The following is a 21,048-nucleotide window of genomic DNA, read 5'->3' as shown; positions in this document are numbered from 1 at the left end:
GCCTAAAGCCGGCTCAGGGTGAAAAGGAGGCTACCCCGGTATACGCCAGGCACCTCCCGTCCCGTGAGCACCAGCCGGAACTCCAGCACGTAGCTCTGGTAGCCCGGGGTGGGTCCGCTTCCCGTGAGGAGGACCACCTTGGGGCCCAAGGGAATCCAGGGGCCTCCGTTTAAGCGGTACTCCACCTGGCCTGGAGGGATCTCCGCACCGCCTTCCGCCAGGAGAGGCGTGGCCTCCACCTCCACGGCAAAGCCCCCCTCGAGGTTGGTGAACAGCCTCAGGGTGAGGGGGCCTTGGGGAAGGGTGGGGGCGTAGGTGTAGGGGAAACTGGGTGGGGGATAGGTGCTCTGGGTGAGGTCGAAGAGGACTTCCTCCGCGCTCAGGGAAAGGCTGGTACCTTCCGGAAGGTTCACCCCGATGGGAACCTGGGCCAAGGCCAGCGCAAGGAAGGGAGCAAGGACCAGAAGTCGCATCATTTCACCTCAATCCGTCCTTCCCCGGCGATCAGGCTGGGGCTCCCAAAGTCCAAAACCGCCAGCACCACGTAGCGCCCAGGAGGAAGGGGTTTCTCCAGGGGGGCAGGAAGCTCGTGGGTAGCCCCGGGGAGGCTTGCGGTTTCCGGCACCTCCGCCTGGGCCAGGGGGCGGCCCTGAAGGTCCCGCACCTCCACCCGACCCTTCAGGCGAAGAAGCCCGGTGCCCGTGTTCTGAAAGACCAGGCGTACCTGGGCCGGGCCCTCGCGGCTTTGCGGCTGATAGCGGAAGCCCTGGATCCGCCCCGAGCGGCTCACCTGCCCCACCTCCACGTAGACCACATGCCCCACCCGGGTCTTCACCCGGATACCCAAGCCTTCCCCGCCTTGCCGGCTTCCCGCAGGGGCCGATTCAAAGAAGACGATGCCCCAGTAGGTGCCAGGCTGGACGCTTGGGGGCACCTGCACGGTGTAGCGCACTTCCTGGGTGGCTTGGGGTTGAAGGAGGAAGGTGAGGGGGCTTACGGAAAGCCAGCGGCTTAGGGAGCGGGGATGGCTTCCCGGGTCCAGGTAGAGGGGTCTGCCATCCGCCTGTAGCAGCACATCCTGCAACACCACCTCCACCTGCAGGGTGCCGCTACGGCCCGGGTGGTCCACCAGGATGCTTCCCGTTAGACTGGTTCCGGGGGTGGCGGGGTAAAGGGCCCTGGGGGGGCTTACCCCCACCCCGGTCTGGGCCTGGGCCTGGCTCAGGAGGATCATCGGGATCATCAGGGGAAGGAGTTTTCTCATACTGGAATTTTAGGGCAAAAGGCTGCCCCCGGCCAACCCGGGGGCAGCCTGGGAGCCTAGAGGGCTGCGAGCTGGAAGAGGAAGTTGAACTCGTAGGTTCCCGCTACTTCGGAGCCGTCAAACCAGAAGGCCTCGATGATGAGGTCATCCAGCCAGCCGGGGAGGCGCTGGCCCAGGACCTTGAGAAGTTCCAAGGGGGTGCCGTCGTCTGCCCCGTTGAACTGGACAAACTTGGTGTACTGAAGGTCAGGAGCGTTTTCCACCACCCCGCTCAGGCCGTAGTGGGACCCGCCCAGGGTCCGGGTCACTTTGAGGTCCAGCTCGCAGCCGTCCCCGTTGTTGCAGAACTTCTGCAGTACCTTCTGGTTGAGGCAGATGATAGTGCCTTTTTCGCCCTCGTCAATTTTTCCGTTGCCGTTTAGGTCCTTGATGGCGGGGTAGGTGTCGATGGGTTTGAAGTGGTCGCCCAGGGCAGCGGCGATGGCGTCTTGCAGCGTACCTTGGTAGCCCTTGGGCACCAGGTAGCACCCCTCCCCGTTCTCCCCGGGCATGGGGTTATTCAGATCCACGATCCACTCGTCCTCGGTGAGGTGCAGGGCCACCCGTTGAGGGATGGTGAGGTTGATGCGCTCGCTGAGGCTTGCCTGCTGGGAGTCAATGCTCCACGCCTCCCCGGCGGCCAAGGCCAGCGTCAGGAGCCCGCTGACCATTAGAAGGAAAAGCTTCCGCATGGCCTACCTCCTTTAGAGACCCGCCAGGGTGAAGGTCACATCGATGGTGTAGGTGCCGTCCAGCTCAGAGCCGTCAAACCAGAAGCTCTCCACGATCAGATCGTCCAGCCAGCCGCCCGTGGGGTGAGTGTCCTCGGCCACCCCGTGGGGGCCGGAGGGCAGGCTGTTGGTGGCAAAGCCACCCTGGCGCCTGTTGTTGATGAAGTCCGCCAGGCCGAACCAGCCGAAGCCGCTTGCGGGTACGCCCGTCAGGGATACGCTAAGCTGCCAGCCATCGGGGTCGTTGGAGAACTTCTGCAGAATTTTATGGTTCACGCAAAGCAAGGTACCCTTTTCATCGTTGGAGAGCTTGCCGTCCCCATTATAGTCCTTGGCCGCCGGGTAGGCGCCGATGGGGCGCAAAACGCCACCGTTTTGGATGTAAGTCTGGAGTTGTTCCCAGGTCTTCACCTTCTTAGGCACCAGGTAGCACCCTTCGGGCGGCACAGGATTGGCGGGGCTGTAAGACCAATCTCCCGGGGCTTCCGGAGGGGTGTTGAGGTTAAGATCCCACTCGTCCTCGGTGAGGTGCAGGGCGTAGCGGGGCGGGATGATGACCCTCACCTTCTCCTTCACCGCCGCCTGGTCGTGGTTGTCGTCCCAAAGTTCTTCCACGTTCCCGTCCAGGTCGCCTTCCGAAGGGAAGTTCACCTGGGCGTAGCCCACTGCCAGGGCCAGAGCTAAAGCCGTGACCAGCCACTTCTTCATGGTGTCCTCCTTTCTTTCCGCTGAACTCGAGGGCCTAGAGCCGAAAGACCTCCTACAAGAGGGTCAAGGTGTAGACCAGCCAACCCTCGTACTCCCCTGGTGTTTCGGAACCGTCCAGCCGGAGCTTGATCCCCAAGGTGACCGACTGCCAGCCCCCGGGATGGTCGGTGACCTCCTCCAAGAGCACCCCGCCGTCGGGTCCGGAGGGAGCCGGGCAGATGTGGGAGGGCGGGCGGTCCCAGTCCGGGTGGTAAGCCAGGCATTTCCAGTGGGGGGTGGGGGGAAGGCCTCCCCGCCCCGTGAGGATGGAGTGCATGGCAAAGTGGGTGGCGTCCAACACCCTTCCATCCGGACTGGTGGGTTCGGTCTCAAAGGCCACGGATAAAGCCCAGTGCCGCCTTTGGGTGAAAACGTGAAGCCGCATGGAGGGATGGGTGAAGTACTGGGGAAAGCGCTTGGAGCCGGGGATCACCCGGCCATCCCCATCCAGGAGAAGAGGGGGGTAAGGGCGCCCGTCTTCGTCCAGAAAACGGCCATCCCCGCCGTAAAGGCCCACGCAATGGGGAGGTACCGGGCCTAAGGTGGCGCACCTGAGGTCAAAGACCACCACGGGATCCCGCAGGCAGAGGGTGGGGTCGCTGGGGTCCCGGGGACAGTAAGGGGGCTGGCTGGGGTTTCCCCCATCCCCTTTGCCAGCCCACAAGGGACCTGCCACCCTGCCCCCCACTGCCGGGGGTTCCAACACCAGGGCCGCGCGTTCCGGAATCCTAACTTCCAGCCGCACGGAGGCTTGGGGCCCCGCTGCCCCCAGGATGAGGGGCAGGAGAAGCCACGTCCAAAGCCCAAGCCTCACCATCTCACCTCCTTCCGCCCCGGAGGTTAGATAAGAGGGCGTTAAGGAAGCGTTAAGGGAAGATGTGCTTTTCTGACACGGGAATGGTTTTTAGGCGTTAAGCTTAAGGTGAAGGGTGAGGATGTTCTTAACGGTTTCTTAACGATTAGGTTAACGGGGTGAGAGGAATGAAGGTGCGGTTGCCCCTATACGGCCCTGCCCGGGCGGAAGGACCACTGGGGTCCCTTTCCTTGCGGCGGAAGGCCTTGGGTATTCTCTATTACCTGGCCCTCGAGGGTCCCACCCGCCGGGAAAAGCTGGCGGATCTCCTCTGGGGCCACAGGGCCGCCCTGCAGAACCTGCGGGTGGAGCTTACCCACCTCCGCAGGGTTTTCGGGAAGGGTACCTTTCAGGGCAGGATTCTGGAACTGCCCCCTGGCGTGGAGCTGGATCCCACTCCGGGGGGCGAGGAGGTGCTGGAGGGCCTCGAGGACCTCTCCCCAGCGTTTACCGATTGGGTGCATGTGCAGAGGGCTCGCCGGGAGGTTCCCAAGGAGGCCCTACCTCTCCTCGAGGGGCTAAAGGAGGTGCGTCCCCCCGCTTTGGTGGTGCTGATCGGTCCGCCGGGTTCGGGGCAGGAGGAGCTGGCCTGCTTGCTGGCGGGCAGGTTGGGCCTACCCCTCCGGGAAGGGCTGGGTCAGGGGCCGGGGGTCTTCTACCTTTCGGACCCCTTGCCCGCCAAGGAAGAAGCCTTGAAACTCCGCCTTAACCCAGGGCAGGTGCTGGTGGTGGCCAGAAGCCTTTTCGGGGAAGATCCAGCCTTCTTTTTGGCTCTAAGGGCCCGCTTTCCCGCCGAGATTACCCGGGTTTTCCAGGTGCCTCGCCTGGAGTTTTCCGAGGCTCGCCAGCGGTTTCTCCGCCATCTATCCTTTGAGGAGGCGGCCCGTTTTTACTTGGAAAGTGGGGGGCGGCCCGGGGTGTTGCGGGAGCTTCTGGCCATGGGGGATCCCCAGGCCCTGCCCCAGCGGGTGCGGGCCATAGTGGCCCTCGAGGCGCGCCACCTTTCCCAGTCCGCCAGGAAAGCCCTGGAGATGCTGGCCCTTCACCCAAGGGCTTTCCCTGCTCCCTTGGCCGAGGCTTTGGGGTTTGGGGCACATCTGGGGGAACTGGAGCATAAGGGCTGGCTCAGCTTTTTTGAGGGCCGCTACTGGCTTACCGAACCCCAGTTCCGCCGCTATCTCTGTTCGGCTGTTCCCCAGGGGGAAAGGGTTCGTTTCCATCTCCAGCTGGCCGAAGCCTTTCGCCAGCTAGGGGACCCGGTGGCCGAGGCCTTTCACCTCAGCCGGGCCGGGGAGCCCTTGGAGCCGAAGGCCTTGCTGCGGGGCCTTAAGGAGTGGCGACGGGTGAGCGCGGATCCGCAGTTCCCGTGGTCAGATTTCCCCCCGCCTAATGTTTCGCTGGGCCTCGGGCCTTCCCTGCCTTTGGAAGCTCCGGAGGTGTTCTCCTTGGTTTCCCTGGGCGGGGAGCCCGTGGAGGTGCCCTTGGTGCTTTCCGAACCCGCGGTGGTCAAGTTGGAGGGACGGGTCTACCAGGAGCTTCCTCTGGGCCTGGGTCCCGATTCCGCTTCCTTTCCCTTGCGTCTTCTTGGGGAGGAGCGGAGCCTATACTTCCTGCCTACCCCCTTGGGAAGCAGCCTTTTTTGGGGGACGGTTCTCCCGGAAAACCCCTTGGAGTACCTCCTTCTTCTGCCCCCAGGGGTGTACCGCTTGGGGCTTGGGGTGCGGGGGCTGGCGGAGTTCAGGCTGAACGCCTACCGGCCTGCACCAGGAACCCTCCGGGTACTGGCTCCCTTGGGCCAGGTGGTGGAGGTTTAGGCCCCGGCACCCGGTTGCGGCCGGTCGGTGGGGGCCACGGGGGGTGGGCTAGGAGGCAGGAGGAGGAGCCTGAGCACCTCTCCCACCTCCTCCACGAAGGTGATCTCCAGGTCCTTGAGGATTTCCTCGGGGACCTCCTTAAGCTCGGGTTCGTTCTCCTTGGGCAGGACTACCCGGAAGATGCCCGCCTGGTGGGCAGCCAGGAGTTTTTCCTTTACCCCGCCGATGGCCAGAACCTTGCCCCTGAGGGTGATCTCCCCGGTCATGGCGATGTCCATCCGCACGGGGCGCCCCGTGAGGGCGCTGGCCAGGGCAGTGGCCATGGTGATGCCGGCGGAGGGGCCATCCTTGGGAGTGGCTCCTTCGGGAACGTGGATGTGGAGGTCGTATTCCTTGTGGAAGCCCTCAGGCAGGCTCCACTCCTCCCGGTGGGCCCGAAGATAGGTGAGGGCGGCGTGGGCCGATTCCTTCATCACCTCCCCCAGGTTGCCGGTGAGGTTTACCTTGCCCGTTCCGGGTACGGCCACGGCCTCGATGGTGAGGAGGGCTCCGCCGTAAGGAGTCCAGGCCAGGCCCTGGGCCACCCCCACCTGGGGAGCCTTCTCCGCCCGGTCCGGGCGGTACTTGGGCACGCCCAGGTAGGCCTCGAGGTCCTGGGCATCCACCACCCGCACGCCCTCCCAGGGGCTCTCGAGGTAGTCCTTGGCCGCTTTGCGGGCCACCTTGGAAAGCTCCCGGTCCAGGTTCCTCACCCCCGCCTCCCGGGTGTACTCCTGCACGATGCGCTCTATGGCCCGATCGGTGACCTCCAGTTTGCCCTCGAGGCCCGCTTCCTTAACCTGGAAGGGCCAGCGGAAGTGGCGGGCGATGGCCCGCTTCTCCGGGAGGGTGTAGCCTGGGATTTCGATGACCTCCATCCGGTCCAGAAGGGGCTTGGGAATGGTGCTTAGGGTGTTGGCGGTGGTGATGAAGAAGACCTTGGAGAGGTCGTAGGGAACATCCAGGTAATGGTCGGTGAAGGTGTGGTTCTGCTCGGGGTCCAGGACCTCTAGCAGGGCCGAGGCCGGGTCCCCCCGCCAGTCGGAGGAGAGCTTGTCGATCTCGTCCAGCAGGAAGACGGGGTTTACCACCCCCACCTGCTTCATCCCCTGGATAATCTTCCCGGGAAGCGCTCCGATATAGGTGCGCCGGTGGCCCCGGATCTCCGCCTCGTCCCGCACGCCACCTAAAGAGATGCGGTGGAACTTGCGGTTCATGCTTCGAGCGATGCTCTTGCCCAAGGAGGTCTTGCCTACCCCGGGAGGTCCCACGAAGCAGAGGATGGGAGCGTGACCCCTAACCTCCTTCTCCTGGGTAAGCTGGCGCACCGCCAGGTATTCCAGGATGCGCTCCTTTACATCCCTGAGGCCATAGTGGTCCTCATCCAGGACCCGCTTGGTGACGAAGATGTCCAGGACTTCCGGGTCAGCCTCAGTCCAGGGAACATCCAAAAGCCAGTCCAGATAGGTCCGGCTCACCGTGGCCTCGGGGGAGCCGGGCTGCATGCGCTCCAGGCGCTTAAGCTCCTTGAGGGCCTTTTCCTTAACCCCCTCGGGCATGCCCTTTTTCTCGATGCGCTCCCGGAGCTCCTCGATCTCGGAAAGGAAGTCCTCCCCACCCCCGAGCTCCTTCTGGATGGCCTTCATCTGCTCCCGGAGGTAGTACTCCCGTTGATTCTGGTCCATCTGCTCCTTGACCCGGGCGGCGATCTTCTTGTCCAGCTCAAAGCGCTCCAGATCGCGAAGAAGCAGGGCTAGGACCTTTTTAAGCCTTTCCTCCACCTCCGGGGTCTCCAGGATTTCCTGCTTCTCCTCGAGGCTCCAGGTGGCGTGGTGGGTTACCAGGTCCGCCAGGATGGCGGGGTCCAGGGTGCTCTTAACCGCTTCCTGCTGGTAGCGGTCCAGGCGCAGGGTTTTGTGGTTTTGCAGGTAGCGTTCAAAGGCCTCCTGCACCTCGTTCACCAGGACCCGGGCGAGGCTTGGGTCCTGCAGGGGAGGCTCGGACAGCACTTCTCCCACAGCCCTCAGGTAGGGGGCGGCCACGTAGGAAACCAGGCGGGCCCGGTTCCTGGCCTCCACCATCACCTGCAGGGTGCCGTCGGGCAGCCGCATGGCCTGCTTGACCACCGCCAAGGTGCCCACCGCAAAGAGGTCCTCAGGGGTGGGGTCGTCCACCTCGGGGTCCTTTTGGGTGACCAGGAAGATGTAACGATCGGCGTTAAGGGCCTCCTCCACCGCCCTTTTGCTCTTGGGGCGACCCACGTCCACCCCGGTGGTGGTGTGGGGGAGGATCACGGTGTTCCTCAGGGGAAGTACGGGAAGTTCCAGGCGCAAGACGTCCTTCATCTAGTCCCTATCATAGCGCCGGCAGGGGCAAAGAAAAAACCCGGAGGCACAAAGGCCCCCGGAAGGAGTGGGTTTGGCTTTTCAAAAGCCCACCGTCACCGTGGCCTTGAGGTTTTTGAGGGCAAAGTTCACCAGGCCCTGGGGCAGGCCCTGCACCTCGAGGCCCAGCCAGAACTGGCCCTGGGCGATGCCCTGGGTGAGGTTCCTGCCCGTTAGGGTTAAGGGGGCAGAGGAAGAGTTGTTAAAGGAAGCTTCTCCCGATTTTTCGTCGTCGGGGCCGATGCTACAAGCGTAGGCGGGAAGGTTGTAAAAGATGCTGAGGTCTGTGCAATTGGGATCGGTTTTGGGATCCTGAAGACGCACGTAGAAGGTTAGGGTGGTGTTTAAGGGCTGATCGGCCTCAAGGGTGCCTTGGATGAGCACGCTCTTGGGGGAAACAGGGGGTGGGTCAAAGGTGGCTGGATTTTTTGGGTAAAGGATTTTCCCCTGGGTATTGGGCAGGGCTTGGGCGCTGAAGGTTTGGTCGGGGAGAGTCACGGTAACGGTAAAGGAGCAGGCGGCAAGTAGAAAGCCGAGGCTTAGGACAAGGCTCTTCAAGCCGATACGGAAGCCCTCACGCATGGGCTAGGTATACCTTGGAAAGGACGGCTATGTCAAGGTACCATGGGCCCGTATGCACCGCCTGCTCTTCGCCCTGGACCCGGAGGAGGCCCACGAGCTCACCTTAAGGCTTCTTTCCTTCTGGTCGGAACGAGGGCCCATGCTGGAGGTTCCCGCGAAGCTTCTTAGGGTGGAGGACTCGAGGCTCGAGGTGGAGGCCTTTAGCCTTCGCTTTCCCAATCCCTTGGGCCTGGCGGCGGGGATGGATAAGGATGCCCGGGCTTTGGGGGCCTGGTGGGCTTTGGGCTTCGGTTTCGCCGAGGTGGGTACCCTCACCCCCAGGCCCCAGGAAGGGAACCCCAGACCCCGGCTTTTTCGGCTGGTGGAGGACCATGCCCTTATCAACCGCATGGGCTTCAACAACCAAGGGGCGGAGGAGGCGGCTAGGAGGCTTAAGCGCTTTCGGGAAAGGGGGCTTCGTTTCCCCGTGGGGGTGAACCTGGGCAAGAACCGGGATACCCCTTTGGAAGGGGCGGCGGAGGACTACCAAAGGGCCCTGCAGGTCCTGGAGCCTTATGGGGACTATTTCGTCCTCAACGTGAGTTCTCCCAACACCCCGGGGCTACGCACCCTGCAGGAAGGTCCCTTTTTGGATGAGCTTCTTTCCCGGCTTCGCCCCGTCACCCGAAAGCCCCTTCTCCTCAAGGTGGCCCCGGACCTCACCTTTGAAGCCCTCGACGAAGCGGTGGAGCTTTGCTTGAAGCATGGCCTCGAGGGCCTGGTGGCGGTGAACACCACCTTGGAGCGCCCAAACCTCAAAAGCTCCCTGGCCACGGAAGCCGGAGGGCTTTCAGGGAGGCCCTTGAAGGAACGGGCCCTAGAGGTGCTGCGGCATCTTTCGGGGGTGGAGGGCCTCACCCTGGTGAGCGTGGGAGGAGTGGAGGGTCCTGAGGATGTCTGGGAGCGCCTGAAGCTAGGAGCCAGGTTGGTCCAGGTCTACACGGGTTTCGTCTACGGGGGTCCCCTTTTCCCCCGCCGGGTGCTGAAGGGCCTTCTGAAGCTTATGGAGGCGGAGGGGGTGAGAAGTCTGGAGGAGATATGGGCTCCTAGACGGTGAGGGTACAACCGCAAAGTGGATGCAAGGGCACGAGGAGCCCTTCTTAGGGCGGATGCTTTGGCGAATGCGGTCCACGGCCTTCTGGTGCCGGTAGGTGGGCTGGGCTTCCCAAAGGGGAAGCCCCCCATTCCAGACGCAGGCCCAGTTGATCGGCTTCCAGGAGCTTTTTCAGCACGCTCTTATTCTAACGCCTGGTACACCACCCGCCCTACCACCAGGGTGAGAACCGGCCACCCCCCTAAGACCCACCCTGCCCAAGGGGAAAACCGGGCCTTGGAGGCGAAGTTCCTGGGCTCCACGGGACGCTCCTTGGGGTCCAGGAGGACGAGGCTGGCCTCGGCTCCTTCCTCCAGATGGATGGGCTTCAGGCCCAGGATGTTGCGGGGACCGTCGGTGAAGAGTTCCACCAGGCGCTTTAGGGGGAAGCCCCGCTTCAGGTGAAGCTCGGTGTATAGGAGGGGAAAGGCCACCTCGAGGCTGGGTATCCCAAAGGGTGCCCGCAAGAGGTCCATCTCCTTCTCCGCCTGGGTGTGGGGGGCGTGGTCGGTGGCGACGGCGTCCAGGGTGCCTTCCAGAAGGCCTTCTATGAGGGCTTCTACATCCTCTTGGGTGCGGAGGGGTGGGGCCACCTTGAAGAGAGGGTCAAAGGAACGTAGGGCCTCCTCGGTGAGGGTGAGGTGGTGAGAAGTGGCCTCGGCGGTGACCGGGAGCCCAGCCCTCTTGGCCTCCCGCACCAGCTCCAGGCCCCGCTTGGTGGAGAGGTGCTGGATGTGGAGGTGGGGTTTCTTTTGGCTCCGGCGTACAGCGTAGCGCAGGACCTCGAGGTCCCGGGCGATCCGGGCGGCTTCCGCCTCTTTCGGGTTTCCCGGAAGGCCCAAAAAGTCGGCCAGGGGGCCATCGTTCATGACCCCACCCCGGCGCAAGGAGGCATCCTCGGCGTGCACCGCCACGGGGAGGCCGAAGGCGGAAGCCTGCAGAAGCCCTGCCGCCAAGATTCCAGCATCCTCGTTGGTGTGGCCGTCGTCGGTGAGGAGGGAGGCACCGGCCTCCTTTAAGAGCCCGGCTTCCGTGAGGGCCTTTCCCTCCTGGCCCTGGGTCAGGGCGGCGGCGGGGTGGAGCCGGGCAAGCCCCAGGGCCTGGGCCTTCTTCCTCAGGGCCCGCACGGCCTCCGGGGTGTCCACGGGAGGTGTGGTGTTGGGCATGGAAACGATATCCGTGTACCCTCCCCGCACGGCGGCCAAAAGCCCGCTGGCCAGATCCTCTTTCACCTCCTGGCCAGGTTCCCTGAGGTGGGCGTGCAGGTCCAGGAAGCCAGGGGCCAAGAGGAGGCCCTTCCCGTCCAGAATCCTTTCCGCTTCCCCACCGCTTAGGCTAAGGATCCTGCCTTCCCCGATGAGCACATCCGCAGGACCCCGTTCCCCTAAGGCGTCCACCAGCGTGACATTCCTGATGAGCAGCATGCTCTCCTCTCCCTTCAAAGGGGGTGTGTTACCCCTCCCTCCCCACCAGGAGGTGGTAAAGTACCGCCATGCGCACCGCCACCCCGTTTCGCACCTGGCGGTTCACCAGGCTTCTTTCCGAGTCCGCCAGGGTGCCTTCCAGCTCGATGTCCCGGTTCATGGGGCCGGGGTGGAGGAGGAGGGCTTGGGGTTTGGCGTTTCTTAGGCGCTTTTCCGTCACCTGGTAGTGGGCGATGTAGTCCTGGAGGTGGATGAGGCCGGCTTCCATGCGCTCCTTCTGGAGCCTCAGCACCATAACCGCATCCGCTTCCGCCAAAGCCTCGTCCAGGTGCGGGGTGAGCCTGGCTCCGGGAAGGCTTTGGGGGAGAAGGGTGGGGGGGCCTGCCACCCACACCTCAGCCCCGAGAAGAGGGAGAAGCTCCACGTTGGAGCGGGCCACCCGGGAGTGAAGGATATCCCCCACGATGGCGATCTTCATGCCCTCCAGGGTTCCCAGGGCCTCCAGGAGGGTGTAGGCGTCGAGAAGAGCCTGGGTGGGATGGGCCCGGCGGCCATCCCCCCCGTTCACCACCACTCCCTTTACCCAGCGGGCGGCCTGGTGAGGGACCCCGGCGCTGTCGGCGCGGATGATATAGGCATCTATGCCCATGGCCTCGAGGGTAAGCAGGGTGTCCTTGTAGCTTTCCCCCTTTTGCAGGCTGCTGGCCTGGGCGGCGAAGGACACCACATCCGCGGACATGCGCCTGGCTGCCAGTTCAAAGGAGATGCGGGTGCGGGTGGAGGGCTCAAAGAACACCGTGGCCACGGTGAAGCCCTGGAGGGCCGGCACCTTCTTCACCGGCCTTTCCAGCACCTCGGCCATCACCCTGGTGGTGTCCAGGATGTTTTCCACCTGGCCTCGAGTCCAGCCCTGGAAATCCAGGAGGTGCCTCATGCTTCCTCCCTTTCCCAAAGCTCCACCCGGTCCTCCCCGTCCACTTCCTCCACCTTCACCTTCACCACCTCGTTTTTGGCCGTGGGGACGTTCTTGCCCACGAAGTCGGCCCGGATGGGGAGTTCCCTGTGCCCCCGGTCCACCAGAACCGCCAGGTAGATGCGCCTGGGACGGCCTAGGTCCATGAGGGCATCCAAGGCTGCCCTGGCGGTGCGGCCCGTGTAGAGCACATCGTCCACCAGGACCAGGGCCTTACCCGTGATGTCAAAGGGAATCCGGGTCTGGCGCACCTGGGGCCGGATCCCGATCTCGGAAAGGTCATCCCGGTAGAGGGTGATGTCCAGCATTCCCACCGGTACCTCCTTCCCCTCAAACTCCCGGATGTAGTGGGCGATGCGTTCGGCTAAGGGAATGCCCCGGGTGTGGATGCCCACAAGGGCCAAGCCCTCCACGCCCTTGTTGGCTTCCACGATCTCGTGGGCGATGCGGTGTAGAGCCCGCCGCATCTCCTCGGCGTTCAGAAGCTCCGCCTTAAAGCGCACAAAGCACCTCCAAAAAGAAGCGGAGGCCGAAGCCCCCGCCTGGCTTTTTCCAATGGCCGTCCTTATATCGTTTCATCTCTCCCCCTTTCCGGCCTCACGGGACCGGTTTAAAGGCCGACCTTACCTTACCTCCTGTCCCCAGGTGGTGCAAGAGGCCAACCCGCCTAGGGTTCATCCTAGGCGGAAGGTCTGAAGCATGGGCTCGGAGTTCAGGCTGCCCGGGGTTTTTCCCGCGCCACGCTTAGGGCCAGGACACCCACCAGGACGCCCACGATAAGGGCATTCCACATGGCGTTTCCCATGCCGCTGAACCCCAGGATCCAGGGGGAGAGGATGAGCCAGATGCCCAGGACCACGTTCACCCACTCCTCCCACAAGGGGCCACCCCGGAGGTGCATGAGGGCCATAAGCCCCACCACTACCCCCACGATGACCGCGTTCCACATGGCGGCGGGGGTGCCGCTAAAGCCCAAAAGCCACGGGGAAAGGATGAGCCAGACGCCAAGGACAAGATTGGCCCAATCCTGCCAGCGTTGCATTTGCCCACCTCCTTTCTTCTTTACGGTAGTCCACCTTGGCCTCGAGGAATAGTGCAAAAGGTCACCGTTTCCTGCCGGAGGGACGGAGGTACCGCCAGGAAGTCCATAAAAGCACCATGGCGAAGACCAGGCGTAAGGTGGCCTCGGGTAGAAAGTGGGCGGCCTCGCCTCCCAAAAAGGTACCTAGGAACACCCCAGGTACCAGGCCAGGGGCCAGGAGGGTATCCACGTTGCCCAGGCGGTAGTGGGTATAGGCCCCCACCAGGCTGGCGGGTACCATGGCGAGGAGGCTCGTGCCCTGGGCGGTGTGCTGGTCCATGCCCAAGACCAGGACCATGGCCGGGACCATGATGGTCCCTCCTCCCACCCCCATCATGCCCGAGAGGAAGCCGGTGAGGCCTCCCGCCAGGAGGAGGGTGAGATCCTCCCAAACCTCGCCCCGCACCAGGCCCACGGGGGCCAGGTAGGGCTTAAGGAGAAGCAGAAGGGAAACGAACAGGAGGAAGAAGCCGAAGGCTCGCTTGAGGTCCTTTTCCGCCAGGCCGTGGGCGTAGCGGGCCCCTAGGCGGGCGGTGAGGATGGCGGTGGCCGCCAAGAACAAGGCGGCCTTAAGGCTCAAGGACCCCTGGAGCCCGTAGGTGAGGGCTCCCATGAACCCGGTGAAGAAGACCGCCACTAGGCTAGTGCCGTGGGCCTTGTGCTGGGAAAGCCTGAGAACCCCCACCATCAGGGGGATCATCACCGTGCCTCCCCCAAGCCCCACGAGCCCCCCAAAGCCCCCACCGAGAAGGCCGATGACGAAGCTCATGGGGCTCATACTACCGGGTTTGGCGGTTCCCTGCCCTCCAGCGCAAAGAGGAGGTTCTCCACCGCCATCTCCGCCATGCGTTCCCGGGTTCGCCTTCCTGCCGAGCCGATGTGGGGGGTGATGACGGCGTTGGGAAGGGTGTAAAGGGGATGCCCTGGGGGCAAGGGCTCGGGATCGGTGACGTCCAGGCCGGCTCCGAAAAGATGCCCCTTTAAGGCCTCTACCAGGGCCTCCGTGTCCACGAGGCCTCCCCGGGCGGTGTTGATCAGGATGCTTCCCGGCCTCATGGCGAAAAGCCTTTCCCGGTTCATGAGGCGGTGGGTCTCGGGGGTCAAGGGGGTGTGGAGGCTCACGATGTCGGATGTGGCCAGGAGTTCCTCCAGGGAAAGGTGGGGGTAGGGAAGGGGCTTTGGAGCACGGCTCGTATAGACCACCTTCATCCCGAAGGCCTCGGCCCTTTTGGCCACCGCCTGGCCGATACGGCCCATGCCCACGATGCCCAGGGTGGCGCCCTGGAGGTCCATTCCCAGAAGAAGTTCGGGATGCCAGGCCCGCCAAAGGCCCCTTCGGGCGTAGTCCACTCCCTCCACCACCCGCCTGGCCACCGCCAGGAGAAGGGCCAAAGTGAGGTCAGCGGTGGCCTCGGTAAGCACCCCGGGGGTGTGGGTCACGCGGATGCCCCGGGCTTTGGCCGCCTCGAGGTCCACGTGATCCACCCCCACGCTGTAGCAGGCGATGACCTTCAGTTCCGGGGCCCGGTCCATCACCTCGGCGTCGATGCGGTCCTCCACGGTGGGTATGAGGCCTATGGCTCCCTCCACCCTCTTGAGGAGGTCTTCCCGGGGAAGGAAAAGCCCCTCGTGGACCTCCACCGGGTAACCTGCTTCCCGTAAACGGTCCAAGGCCTTTCCCGGAAGGCTACGGGTTACAAGGATTTTTCCCTTGGGCATCAGGGCACCACCTCGAGCTCAGGGAAGGCAAGCCAGTAGGGGCCAGGGTCAAAAGTGGCCAGGCTTACGCCGTGGTAAAGAGCGTGGGAGCCGACAAGGAAATCCGCCAGGATGCGCCAGGGCAGAGAGGTTTTTCGCCTCTTTTGAGCGTAAAGCCCAAAGCGCTCGCCCGCCAGTTCCCAGATGGGAAGGGGCATCTCAGGCCGCAGGTGGATCCCCAGGCCTTCAAGGAAAGCCCCTATGAGGGGCCACCCTTGCCCGGCGCAAAGTTCAGCGTAAACCGGGGGGCTGATGAAAAGGATCTCCGGGGATAGCTCGTCCAGCAGGAAGACGGCCTTCTCATGTTGAGCGTCCTGGGGGTCCAGGGCAGCGAGGATGATGTTGGTGTCCAGGCTGATCATCCCTTGCGCAGTTTCCGGATATAGCCCACCGCGTCGTGCCTCGTGATCTTTCCCACGGCCTCGGCTTCCTCGGGATAGGCTTGGAGAAGTTCCCGCAAAAGCTGCCGCACCAGTGGGCGCCAGGGGCGTAGGCGGATTTCTCCCCCCACCACTTCCACCAGGAGCTTTTCCCCGGGATGGAGACCCAAGGCCTGCCGAACCTCGGCGGGCAGGGTGATCTGGTATTTGGGGCTGATGGTGACCGTAGCCACGCCTTTGGCTTAGCATAAATCACCAAGCGCATTTTGCTTTACCCTAAGCTCCCGCAAAGGAAAGCTCCGCCACCGCCACCAAGGGGCTTCCGAAGGCGGCCCCCATCACCTCCCAGTCCAGTTCGTCCCCCACGGCCTCGATGGCTTGGAGAAGCTCCAAAAGGTTCCCGGCCACCGCAAAGTTTTCCACCGCATAGCGCACCTCTCCCTCTTCCACCCAAAGCCCCAGGGCCTGCAGGGAGAAATCCAGGCTCACGGGGTTGGCCCCGGCGTGTAGGCCCATGAACTCGGTCACCAGGACACCCTTTTCCAGGCGCAGGTTGCCCACGGGCTCCAGGTAGAGGTTGGTGGGAGCCACGTCCAGGATTCCGCGGTAGGTGCGGAAGGCGTGGCCGGTGTTCTCCTGGCCCAGGGCCCTGGCGGTTTCCGCGTTGTGCAGGAAGGTTTTGAAGATTCCCTTCTCCACCACCACCGTGCGCCGGGCCGGGGTGCCCTCGGCGTCGAAGGGGCGGGAAAGGAAGCCCTTTTCCAGGGTGGGGTCGTCCACCAGGGTGACCCATTCCGAGGCGATCCGCTCCCCAAGCCGGTTTAAGAGGCGGCTTTTGCCCTCGAGGGCGCTTTTGGCGGAAAGGGAGCGGGAAAGCACCAGGAGAAGCCCTGCCATGGCCTTGGGCTCCAGGTAGGCCCGGTAACGGCCGGTGGGGAGGGGCCTGGCGTTTAAGTGCCTGGCGGTTTTCTCCCGGATTTCCAAAGCGGTGCGGCCGGGGTCCAGGAGGTGAAACTCCTTGGCCAGCTTGAAGTCCCAGCCTTGCTTGAGGCTTGGGCCATCCCCCATCACCAAGCTACCCCCCAGCCCAGCAAGCCCTGTGCGGAGGGCACCCTCGGCCCCTAAGGTGCTGGAGAGGGCCACCCGGACCTCCTTTTCCATGTAGCTCCCCATGAGGACGCTTCGGGTGCGGGGGTCGTCCCGCAAGGCCCTTTCCAGTTCCAGGGCGCTTTGCTTCTTGGCTTCCAGGGGAGCAGAAAGGCCCTCCCCCAGAAGGTCGTGGCTTCCCAAAGCCTGGCCCGGGGGGATGAAGCCTTCCTTTCCCGCAAGAAGGGCGTTGTCCCTGGCCTCCGATAGGGCCCACTCTAAGGCCTCCGGGGCAAGCTCTTCCGTGTAGGCGTAGCCCACGTGGCCTTGGACCACCACCCTGAGGCCGATTCCCCCCTGGCGGGCTTCCTTGATCTCCTCCAGGGTACCTTGCCGGGCCCTTAAGGAAAGCTCCCGCTCCTCCTGGAAGAGGACTTCCGCCTGAAGGCCCAGTTCCCGGGCCCGCCTCAAGAGGTACCGCTTGGCTTCCTCCAGCGTCATGCCCTACCTCCCACCACGATTTCCGAGACCAGCACATGGGGCTGGCCCACCTCCACGGGCACCATTCCCGAGAGGCTCCCGCACATCCCGGGGGCGTTTTCCCAGTCCTTGGCCACGGCCACCACCTTCCTGATGGTCTCCGGCCCCTTGCCCACCAGCATGGCCCCGCGCACGGGTTCTTCCAGGCGCCCGTGGCGGATGATGTATCCCTCCTGCACAGCGAAGTTGTACTCCCCGGAGCCCGGCTTCACCTGTCCGCCTCCCAACTCCTTGGCGTAGAGGCCGAACTCCACGCTGGCGATGAGGTCTTCCACCTCCTTGTCCCCCGGGGCGATGAAGGTGTTGCGCATCCTCGAGGTGGGAGCGAAGGTGTAGTCCTGCCTGCGGCCCGAGCCGGTCATGGGGTAGCCGGTGAGAAGATGGCCCAGGCGGTCCACCATGTAGCTTTTGAGGATGCCCCTTTCGATGAGCACCGTGCGCTCCGTGGGGCGGCCCTCGTCGTCCACCTCCGTGGAACCCCAGGCGTGGGGGAGGGTGCCGTCGTCGATGTAGGTCACCGCGGGGCTTGCCACCTCCTCCCCAAGCCTATCGGCCAGGACGCTGGCCTTTTTGGCCACACTGGTGGTTTCCAAAAGATGTCCCAGGGCCTCGTGGAAGATAACCCCGCCGAAGGCGTTCCCCACCACCACGGGCATGGTCCCGGCGGGGGCAGGCTTGGCCCGCAGGTTGGTGAGGGCCTGGCGGGCGGCCTTGGCCCCCACCTCCTTGGGGGGGAAGAGGTCGAAGAGCTCCAGGCCCACGCTCTTGCCAGGGGCCGCGTAGCCCGTTTGCACCTCCGTGCAGTCTTGGGCCACCGCCAGGACGAAAAGCCGGGTGCGGACCCTCTTTTCCTCGGCCCACGTGCCCTCCGTGTTGGCGATCAGGACTTCCTGCTCCCATTCCTGGAGGCTGGCCTCCACCTGCCTGATCTCCGGGGCGATCCTGGCGCCGGCCTCGGCCTCCAGAAGCCTTTCCAGGCGGTAGCGCTTGTCCTTTTCCCCGTAGGGCGTCCTGGGGGTGTGAAGGCCCTTGGGGAGAGCCTTGCGGAAGTCCAGGCCCCCAGCACCCCGTTCGTCCACCTGGCCCATGGCTCCCTTGGCCCGGAGGAGGGTTTCCAGGGCTTCCAGAAGGCCTTCGCGGGTGAGCTGGTTGGTGTAGGCGTAGACCACCTCGGTGCCGAAGAAGAGGCGGAGGCCCGCCCCGTAGTCCAGGCCGGAGATGGCCTCCTCCAGGCGGCCCGAACGCACGATCATGCGCCGCCTCCGGGAGCGCTCCGCATAGATCTCGGCGAAGTCGGCCCCGCCCTTTAGGGCTTGCCGCAGGAGGGTTTCCACCAGATCTGGGCTTAGCATGGAAGGAGGCTAACCCAGGACTGACCCGTGGGTCAACTCCTTAGGGAAGAATTCCCTGGAGGACTCCTTTGGGGGTGTCACGCAGGTTCTGCCGGGGTGAGGTGGAGGAGGGTGTAGACCGCCCTTTCCAGGGCCAGCCAGGGATCCTTGCCCTCCTTGGCCCGGCGCTCCGCCTGGATCAAGGCGTCCAGGCTGGCCTCGAGGGCTTCCTTGGGGAGGCCTCGAGCCAGCTCCAGCGCCCTTTTGGCCGCGTAGGGATGGGCCTCGAGGCGGGCGAGGTCGGCTTCCGTGGGCCTGGGGTTTTCCTTGAGAAGCATCCAGGCCCTGGCCAGAAGGGAAAACTGCCAGGCGAAGGCCCCAAGGAGCCTTAGGGGCTCCTCCCCCTCCTCCCTTAGCCGCCTTAGGTGGCGAAAGGCGGCCTTGGCCTCCCTTTCCAAAACCGCCCGCACCAGGTCAAACCCGCTTACGGGGGGCTTTAGGGCCACCACCCGTTCCACCTTCTCCAGGGTGAGGGGAGGTGGGAGAAGGGCGAGCTTCTCCAGCTCCCGTTCCAGGGCCTCGAGGTCCCCTTCCAGGGAGGCCAGGTACTGGGCGATGCCGGCGGGTAGCCTGAATCCCAGCCGCTTGGCCCGGTTTTCCAGGTGGCGGACGAGGTCCTTGCCCTTCGGGGTAGGGAAGTCCCGCCGCTCCCGGGTGCGGTAGAAAGCGGCCCGGGCAGTGGTGGGCTTGGGGTCAAGGAGGAGCACGGCCACCCCTTCGGGGACGTTTTCCAGAAAGGGTTTTAGCGCCTTCCACTCCCCGTCGCTCACCTCCCTCAGGTCCAGCATGGCCCCAGCTTGCCCGAAAAGCCCGGGGCTTAGGGCCTCCGCCAGGGCTTCCGGGGTGGGTTCGGTGAAGTGGGTGAGGCCCCGAAGGGAGGCCTCCTGGAGGAGGGCCTCCTTGGCCAGAAAGGGATCCCCCGTGAAGGCGATGACCATGCTTTAGAAGGCGTTCAGCCCCGTGGCCTCCCGCCCCAGGACCAGAGTGTGGATGTCGTGGGTGCCCTCGTAGGTGTAGACGGTTTCCAGGTTGAGCATGTGGCGGATGGCGTGGTACTCCAGGGTGATGCCGCTTCCCCCCAGGATGTCCCGGGCTAGGCGGGCGGCCTTCAGAGCCTTCCACACGTTCTGCCGCTTGGCCAGGGAAACCTGGGCCGGCTTGAGCTTCCCCTCGTCCTTTAGTCGGGCCAGGCGCCAGGCGAGAAGCAGCCCCTCCGTGTGATCGGCCAGCATCTCCGCCAGCTTGGCCTGCACCAACTGCTTTTTGGCGATGGGCTCGCCGAAGGTGCTCCGGCTTTTGGCGAACTCCACTGCCTCGGTGTACACTGCCTCCAAGGCTCCCAGAACCCCCCAGGCGATGCCGAAGCGGGCCTGGGTGAGGCAGGAAAGGGGGGCCTTGAGGCTCTCAGCCTTGGGCAAGCGCAGGGCCTCGGGCACTCTCACCTCCTCCAGCACCAGCTCGCTGGTCACCGAGGCCCTCAGGCTCATCTTGTGCTTCACCCCCCGGGCCTGGAAGCCTGGGGTGTCGGTGGGAACAATGAAGCCCAGAACCCGCCCCTCCTCGTCCTTGGCCCAGATGATGGCGATATGGGCCAGGTTGCCGTTGGTGATCCACATCTTGGTGCCGTTCAGGACCCAGGTGTCCCCCTCGAGGCGGGCTTTGGTCTTCATGTTGCCGTAGGGGTCCGACCCCCCATCGGGTTCGGTGAGGCCGAAGCAGCCCACCATCTCCCCCCGGGCCAGCTTGGGCAGGAACTCCCGCTTCTGCTCCTCGCTGCCGAAGGCGTAGATGGGGTACATGACCAGGGAGCTTTGCACGCTCACGAAGCTCCTAAGCCCCGAGTCCACCCGTTCCAGCTCGTAGGCGATGAGCCCGTAGGCGGCGCTGGAAACCCCTGCTCCTCCGTACTCCGGGGGCAGGGTGGGGCCCAGGAAGCCCAGCTCCGCGAACCGGGGTATGAGGTGGGTGGGGAAGACTCCTTCCTCCCACCAGTCCCGGATATAGGGCAGGGCCTCCTTTTCCAGGAAGCGACGGGCGGCCTTTTGGATCTCCTTCTCCTCCGGGGTGAGGAGGTCTTCTAGGGCGTAGAAGTCCAGCATGGGGCACCTCGAGGGGCAGTTTACCGGAAGAAGAGGGGGAATAGCTCCTCATGGCACCTCGGCGAAAGCCAAGGTAGAGTGGTATCAGAGCATTCCCGCCAAAAAGCCCTGCTCCCGGATGGTGCGGAGGAGGTCCATCACCGTCAGGACCTGGGGGTCGTACTCCACCAGGACCTGGGCGGGGCCGGTGGCCTGGACCTGGGAGGTGCCCTCGAGGTCCCGTAGCGCCTTAAGGATCCGCTCCATCCCCTCGGGGGTAGGCTCTCCCCGGATGCCGATGAGAACCCGGTTCATGGTCCCTATTCTAGGACGCCCCGGGTTTCTCCCCTTTGCCCCCGGCTTCCCAGGACCCTCACCGCCAGGACCAAGGGTCCGATGGCAAATCCCTGGGCCTGTAAGGCCGCTTGAAGATCCTCCCGTGTGGGGTCCAGGTGCAGGGCCACCTCGTAGACCCCAGCGTCGTAGGCGCTTTTCACCACGGCGGCCAGGAGGCCCTCCAGGACCGCCTGGTTCCTGCCCTCCACCCGGGTGACGAGGACCGTGGTGGCCTCCCCCTGCCACACCGCCTGGGCCAGGGCGAAGCCCATGGGCTCCTCCCCCTCTTCCGCCAGGAAGGAGTGGCCGGTGCGGGCGAAAAAGCGCACGGCACCCAGGCTCAAGGGCCGGCTTCCCGCCACCCGGTTGAGGAGGTGCAGATCCAGCTCGGTGAAAGGACGGAAGCGCATGGGCCC

General features: G+C 64.4%; 23 protein-coding genes and 1 pseudogene. 2 read left to right on the top strand and 22 right to left on the bottom strand.

The features are described from left to right. Nucleotides 1-2: 2 nt before the first annotated feature. The 5 genes from KQ693_RS11775 to KQ693_RS11755 are packed head-to-tail and all read right to left on the bottom strand — an operon-like array spanning nt 3 to nt 3,598. On the bottom strand, nt 3-476 hold the full coding sequence (locus KQ693_RS11775) for a hypothetical protein (protein WP_219758644.1): 474 nt from the start codon (nt 474-476) through the stop codon (nt 3-5). Beyond that, nucleotides 473-1,264 carry a fimbrial biogenesis chaperone gene (locus KQ693_RS11770; protein WP_219758643.1) on the bottom strand — a complete coding sequence of 264 codons (792 nt, stop codon included), beginning with the start codon at nt 1,262-1,264 and terminating at the stop codon, nt 473-475. Before KQ693_RS11770 ends, KQ693_RS11775 begins: the two co-directional genes overlap by 4 nt. A gap of 56 nt (nt 1,265-1,320) precedes the next feature. Further along, a complete protein-coding gene (locus tag KQ693_RS11765; RefSeq protein ID WP_267261402.1) occupies nt 1,321-1,995 on the bottom strand; it encodes a hypothetical protein in 675 nt (224 codons plus the stop codon). Nucleotides 1,996-2,007: 12 nt separating this feature from the next. Further along, complete coding sequence (locus tag KQ693_RS11760) at nt 2,008-2,742, bottom strand: hypothetical protein (RefSeq protein WP_267261401.1); 735 nt, start codon at nt 2,740-2,742, stop codon at nt 2,008-2,010. Between the two features lie 52 nt (nt 2,743-2,794). Next, complete coding sequence (locus tag KQ693_RS11755; RefSeq protein WP_267261400.1) at nt 2,795-3,598, bottom strand: NUDIX hydrolase; 804 nt, start codon at nt 3,596-3,598, stop codon at nt 2,795-2,797. 164 nt (nt 3,599-3,762) lie between these two features. On the opposite strand from KQ693_RS11755, the gene KQ693_RS11750 reads away from it, so the two are divergent. Then, a complete protein-coding gene (locus KQ693_RS11750; RefSeq protein ID WP_267261399.1) occupies nt 3,763-5,448 on the top strand; it encodes an AfsR/SARP family transcriptional regulator in 1,686 nt (561 codons plus the stop codon). Here the strand turns inward: KQ693_RS11750 and lon are convergent. Together lon and KQ693_RS11740 are read right to left on the bottom strand one after the other, a co-directional pair. Next, entirely contained in the window at nt 5,445-7,832 is a 2,388-nt protein-coding gene (gene lon / locus KQ693_RS11745; RefSeq protein WP_219758639.1) for an endopeptidase La, read from the bottom strand. The genes KQ693_RS11750 and lon overlap by 4 nt on opposite strands. 81 nt (nt 7,833-7,913) lie before the next feature. After that, complete coding sequence (locus KQ693_RS11740; RefSeq protein ID WP_267261398.1) at nt 7,914-8,453, bottom strand: hypothetical protein; 540 nt, start codon at nt 8,451-8,453, stop codon at nt 7,914-7,916. Between the two features lie 52 nt (nt 8,454-8,505). Here KQ693_RS11740 and KQ693_RS11735 point away from each other — a divergent pair, with 52 nt between their 5' ends. Next, entirely contained in the window at nt 8,506-9,549 is a 1,044-nt protein-coding gene (locus KQ693_RS11735; protein WP_267261397.1) for a quinone-dependent dihydroorotate dehydrogenase, read from the top strand. Nucleotides 9,550-9,552: 3 nt separating this feature from the next. Here the strand turns inward: KQ693_RS11735 and KQ693_RS12940 are convergent. The 15 genes and pseudogenes from KQ693_RS12940 to KQ693_RS11665 form a co-directional block, all read right to left on the bottom strand. Beyond that, nucleotides 9,553-9,724 (bottom strand): annotated as a pseudogene (locus KQ693_RS12940) (Uma2 family endonuclease); the annotation flags it as partial. A 4-nt stretch (nt 9,725-9,728) separates the two neighbouring features. Then, nucleotides 9,729-11,009 (bottom strand): dihydroorotase, encoded by a 1,281-nt coding sequence (locus KQ693_RS11730; RefSeq protein WP_267261396.1) that lies wholly within the window; start codon nt 11,007-11,009, stop codon nt 9,729-9,731. A gap of 28 nt (nt 11,010-11,037) precedes the next feature. Further along, a complete protein-coding gene (locus KQ693_RS11725; protein ID WP_267261395.1) occupies nt 11,038-11,943 on the bottom strand; it encodes an aspartate carbamoyltransferase catalytic subunit in 906 nt (301 codons plus the stop codon). After that, complete coding sequence (gene pyrR / locus KQ693_RS11720; protein WP_267261394.1) at nt 11,940-12,485, bottom strand: bifunctional pyr operon transcriptional regulator/uracil phosphoribosyltransferase PyrR; 546 nt, start codon at nt 12,483-12,485, stop codon at nt 11,940-11,942. Before pyrR ends, KQ693_RS11725 begins: the two co-directional genes overlap by 4 nt. A 209-nt stretch (nt 12,486-12,694) precedes the next feature. Further along, a complete protein-coding gene (locus KQ693_RS11715; protein WP_267261393.1) occupies nt 12,695-13,024 on the bottom strand; it encodes an SPW repeat protein in 330 nt (109 codons plus the stop codon). 61 nt (nt 13,025-13,085) lie between these two features. Continuing rightward, nucleotides 13,086-13,832 carry a sulfite exporter TauE/SafE family protein gene (locus KQ693_RS11710; RefSeq protein ID WP_219758633.1) on the bottom strand — a complete coding sequence of 249 codons (747 nt, stop codon included), beginning with the start codon at nt 13,830-13,832 and terminating at the stop codon, nt 13,086-13,088. Nucleotides 13,833-13,837: 5 nt separating this feature from the next. Next, nucleotides 13,838-14,782, bottom strand: a complete 945-nt coding sequence (locus tag KQ693_RS11705; RefSeq protein ID WP_219758632.1) for a 2-hydroxyacid dehydrogenase — start codon at nt 14,780-14,782, stop codon at nt 13,838-13,840. Then, on the bottom strand, nt 14,782-15,183 hold the full coding sequence (locus KQ693_RS11700) for a type II toxin-antitoxin system VapC family toxin (protein WP_267261392.1): 402 nt from the start codon (nt 15,181-15,183) through the stop codon (nt 14,782-14,784). The genes KQ693_RS11705 and KQ693_RS11700 overlap by 1 nt, the downstream gene beginning before the upstream one ends. Then, nucleotides 15,180-15,434: an AbrB/MazE/SpoVT family DNA-binding domain-containing protein gene (locus KQ693_RS11695; RefSeq protein WP_219758630.1), complete on the bottom strand. Its 255-nt coding sequence runs from the start codon at nt 15,432-15,434 to the stop codon at nt 15,180-15,182. The genes KQ693_RS11700 and KQ693_RS11695 overlap by 4 nt, the downstream gene beginning before the upstream one ends. Nucleotides 15,435-15,477: 43 nt before the next feature. Further along, nucleotides 15,478-16,788: a TldD/PmbA family protein gene (locus tag KQ693_RS11690; RefSeq protein WP_267261391.1), complete on the bottom strand. Its 1,311-nt coding sequence runs from the start codon at nt 16,786-16,788 to the stop codon at nt 15,478-15,480. Then, nucleotides 16,785-18,179, bottom strand: a complete 1,395-nt coding sequence (locus KQ693_RS11685; RefSeq protein WP_267261390.1) for a TldD/PmbA family protein — start codon at nt 18,177-18,179, stop codon at nt 16,785-16,787. The genes KQ693_RS11690 and KQ693_RS11685 overlap by 4 nt, the downstream gene beginning before the upstream one ends. 77 nt (nt 18,180-18,256) lie before the next feature. Next, nucleotides 18,257-19,156 (bottom strand): DNA polymerase III subunit delta, encoded by a 900-nt coding sequence (gene holA / locus KQ693_RS11680; RefSeq protein WP_267261389.1) that lies wholly within the window; start codon nt 19,154-19,156, stop codon nt 18,257-18,259. A gap of 3 nt (nt 19,157-19,159) precedes the next feature. Continuing rightward, nucleotides 19,160-20,317, bottom strand: coding sequence for an acyl-CoA dehydrogenase family protein (locus KQ693_RS11675; RefSeq protein WP_267261388.1), 1,158 nt, complete (start codon nt 20,315-20,317; stop codon nt 19,160-19,162). An 84-nt stretch (nt 20,318-20,401) separates the two neighbouring features. Further along, complete coding sequence (locus KQ693_RS11670) at nt 20,402-20,611, bottom strand: hypothetical protein (RefSeq protein WP_015717699.1); 210 nt, start codon at nt 20,609-20,611, stop codon at nt 20,402-20,404. Between the two features lie 5 nt (nt 20,612-20,616). After that, the gene (locus KQ693_RS11665; protein WP_015717698.1) at nt 20,617-21,042 is read right to left on the bottom strand and encodes a DUF1999 family protein; all 426 of its coding nucleotides are present in this window, start codon (nt 21,040-21,042) and stop codon (nt 20,617-20,619) included. Nucleotides 21,043-21,048: the final 6 nt, after the last annotated feature.

Source organism: Thermus brevis (assembly GCF_026427635.1).
Classification (GTDB): Bacteria; Deinococcota; Deinococci; order Deinococcales; family Thermaceae; genus Thermus; species Thermus antranikianii.
Note: the sequence above shows the minus strand (reverse complement) of the source record. Positions and strands in the feature narration are given on the sequence as shown.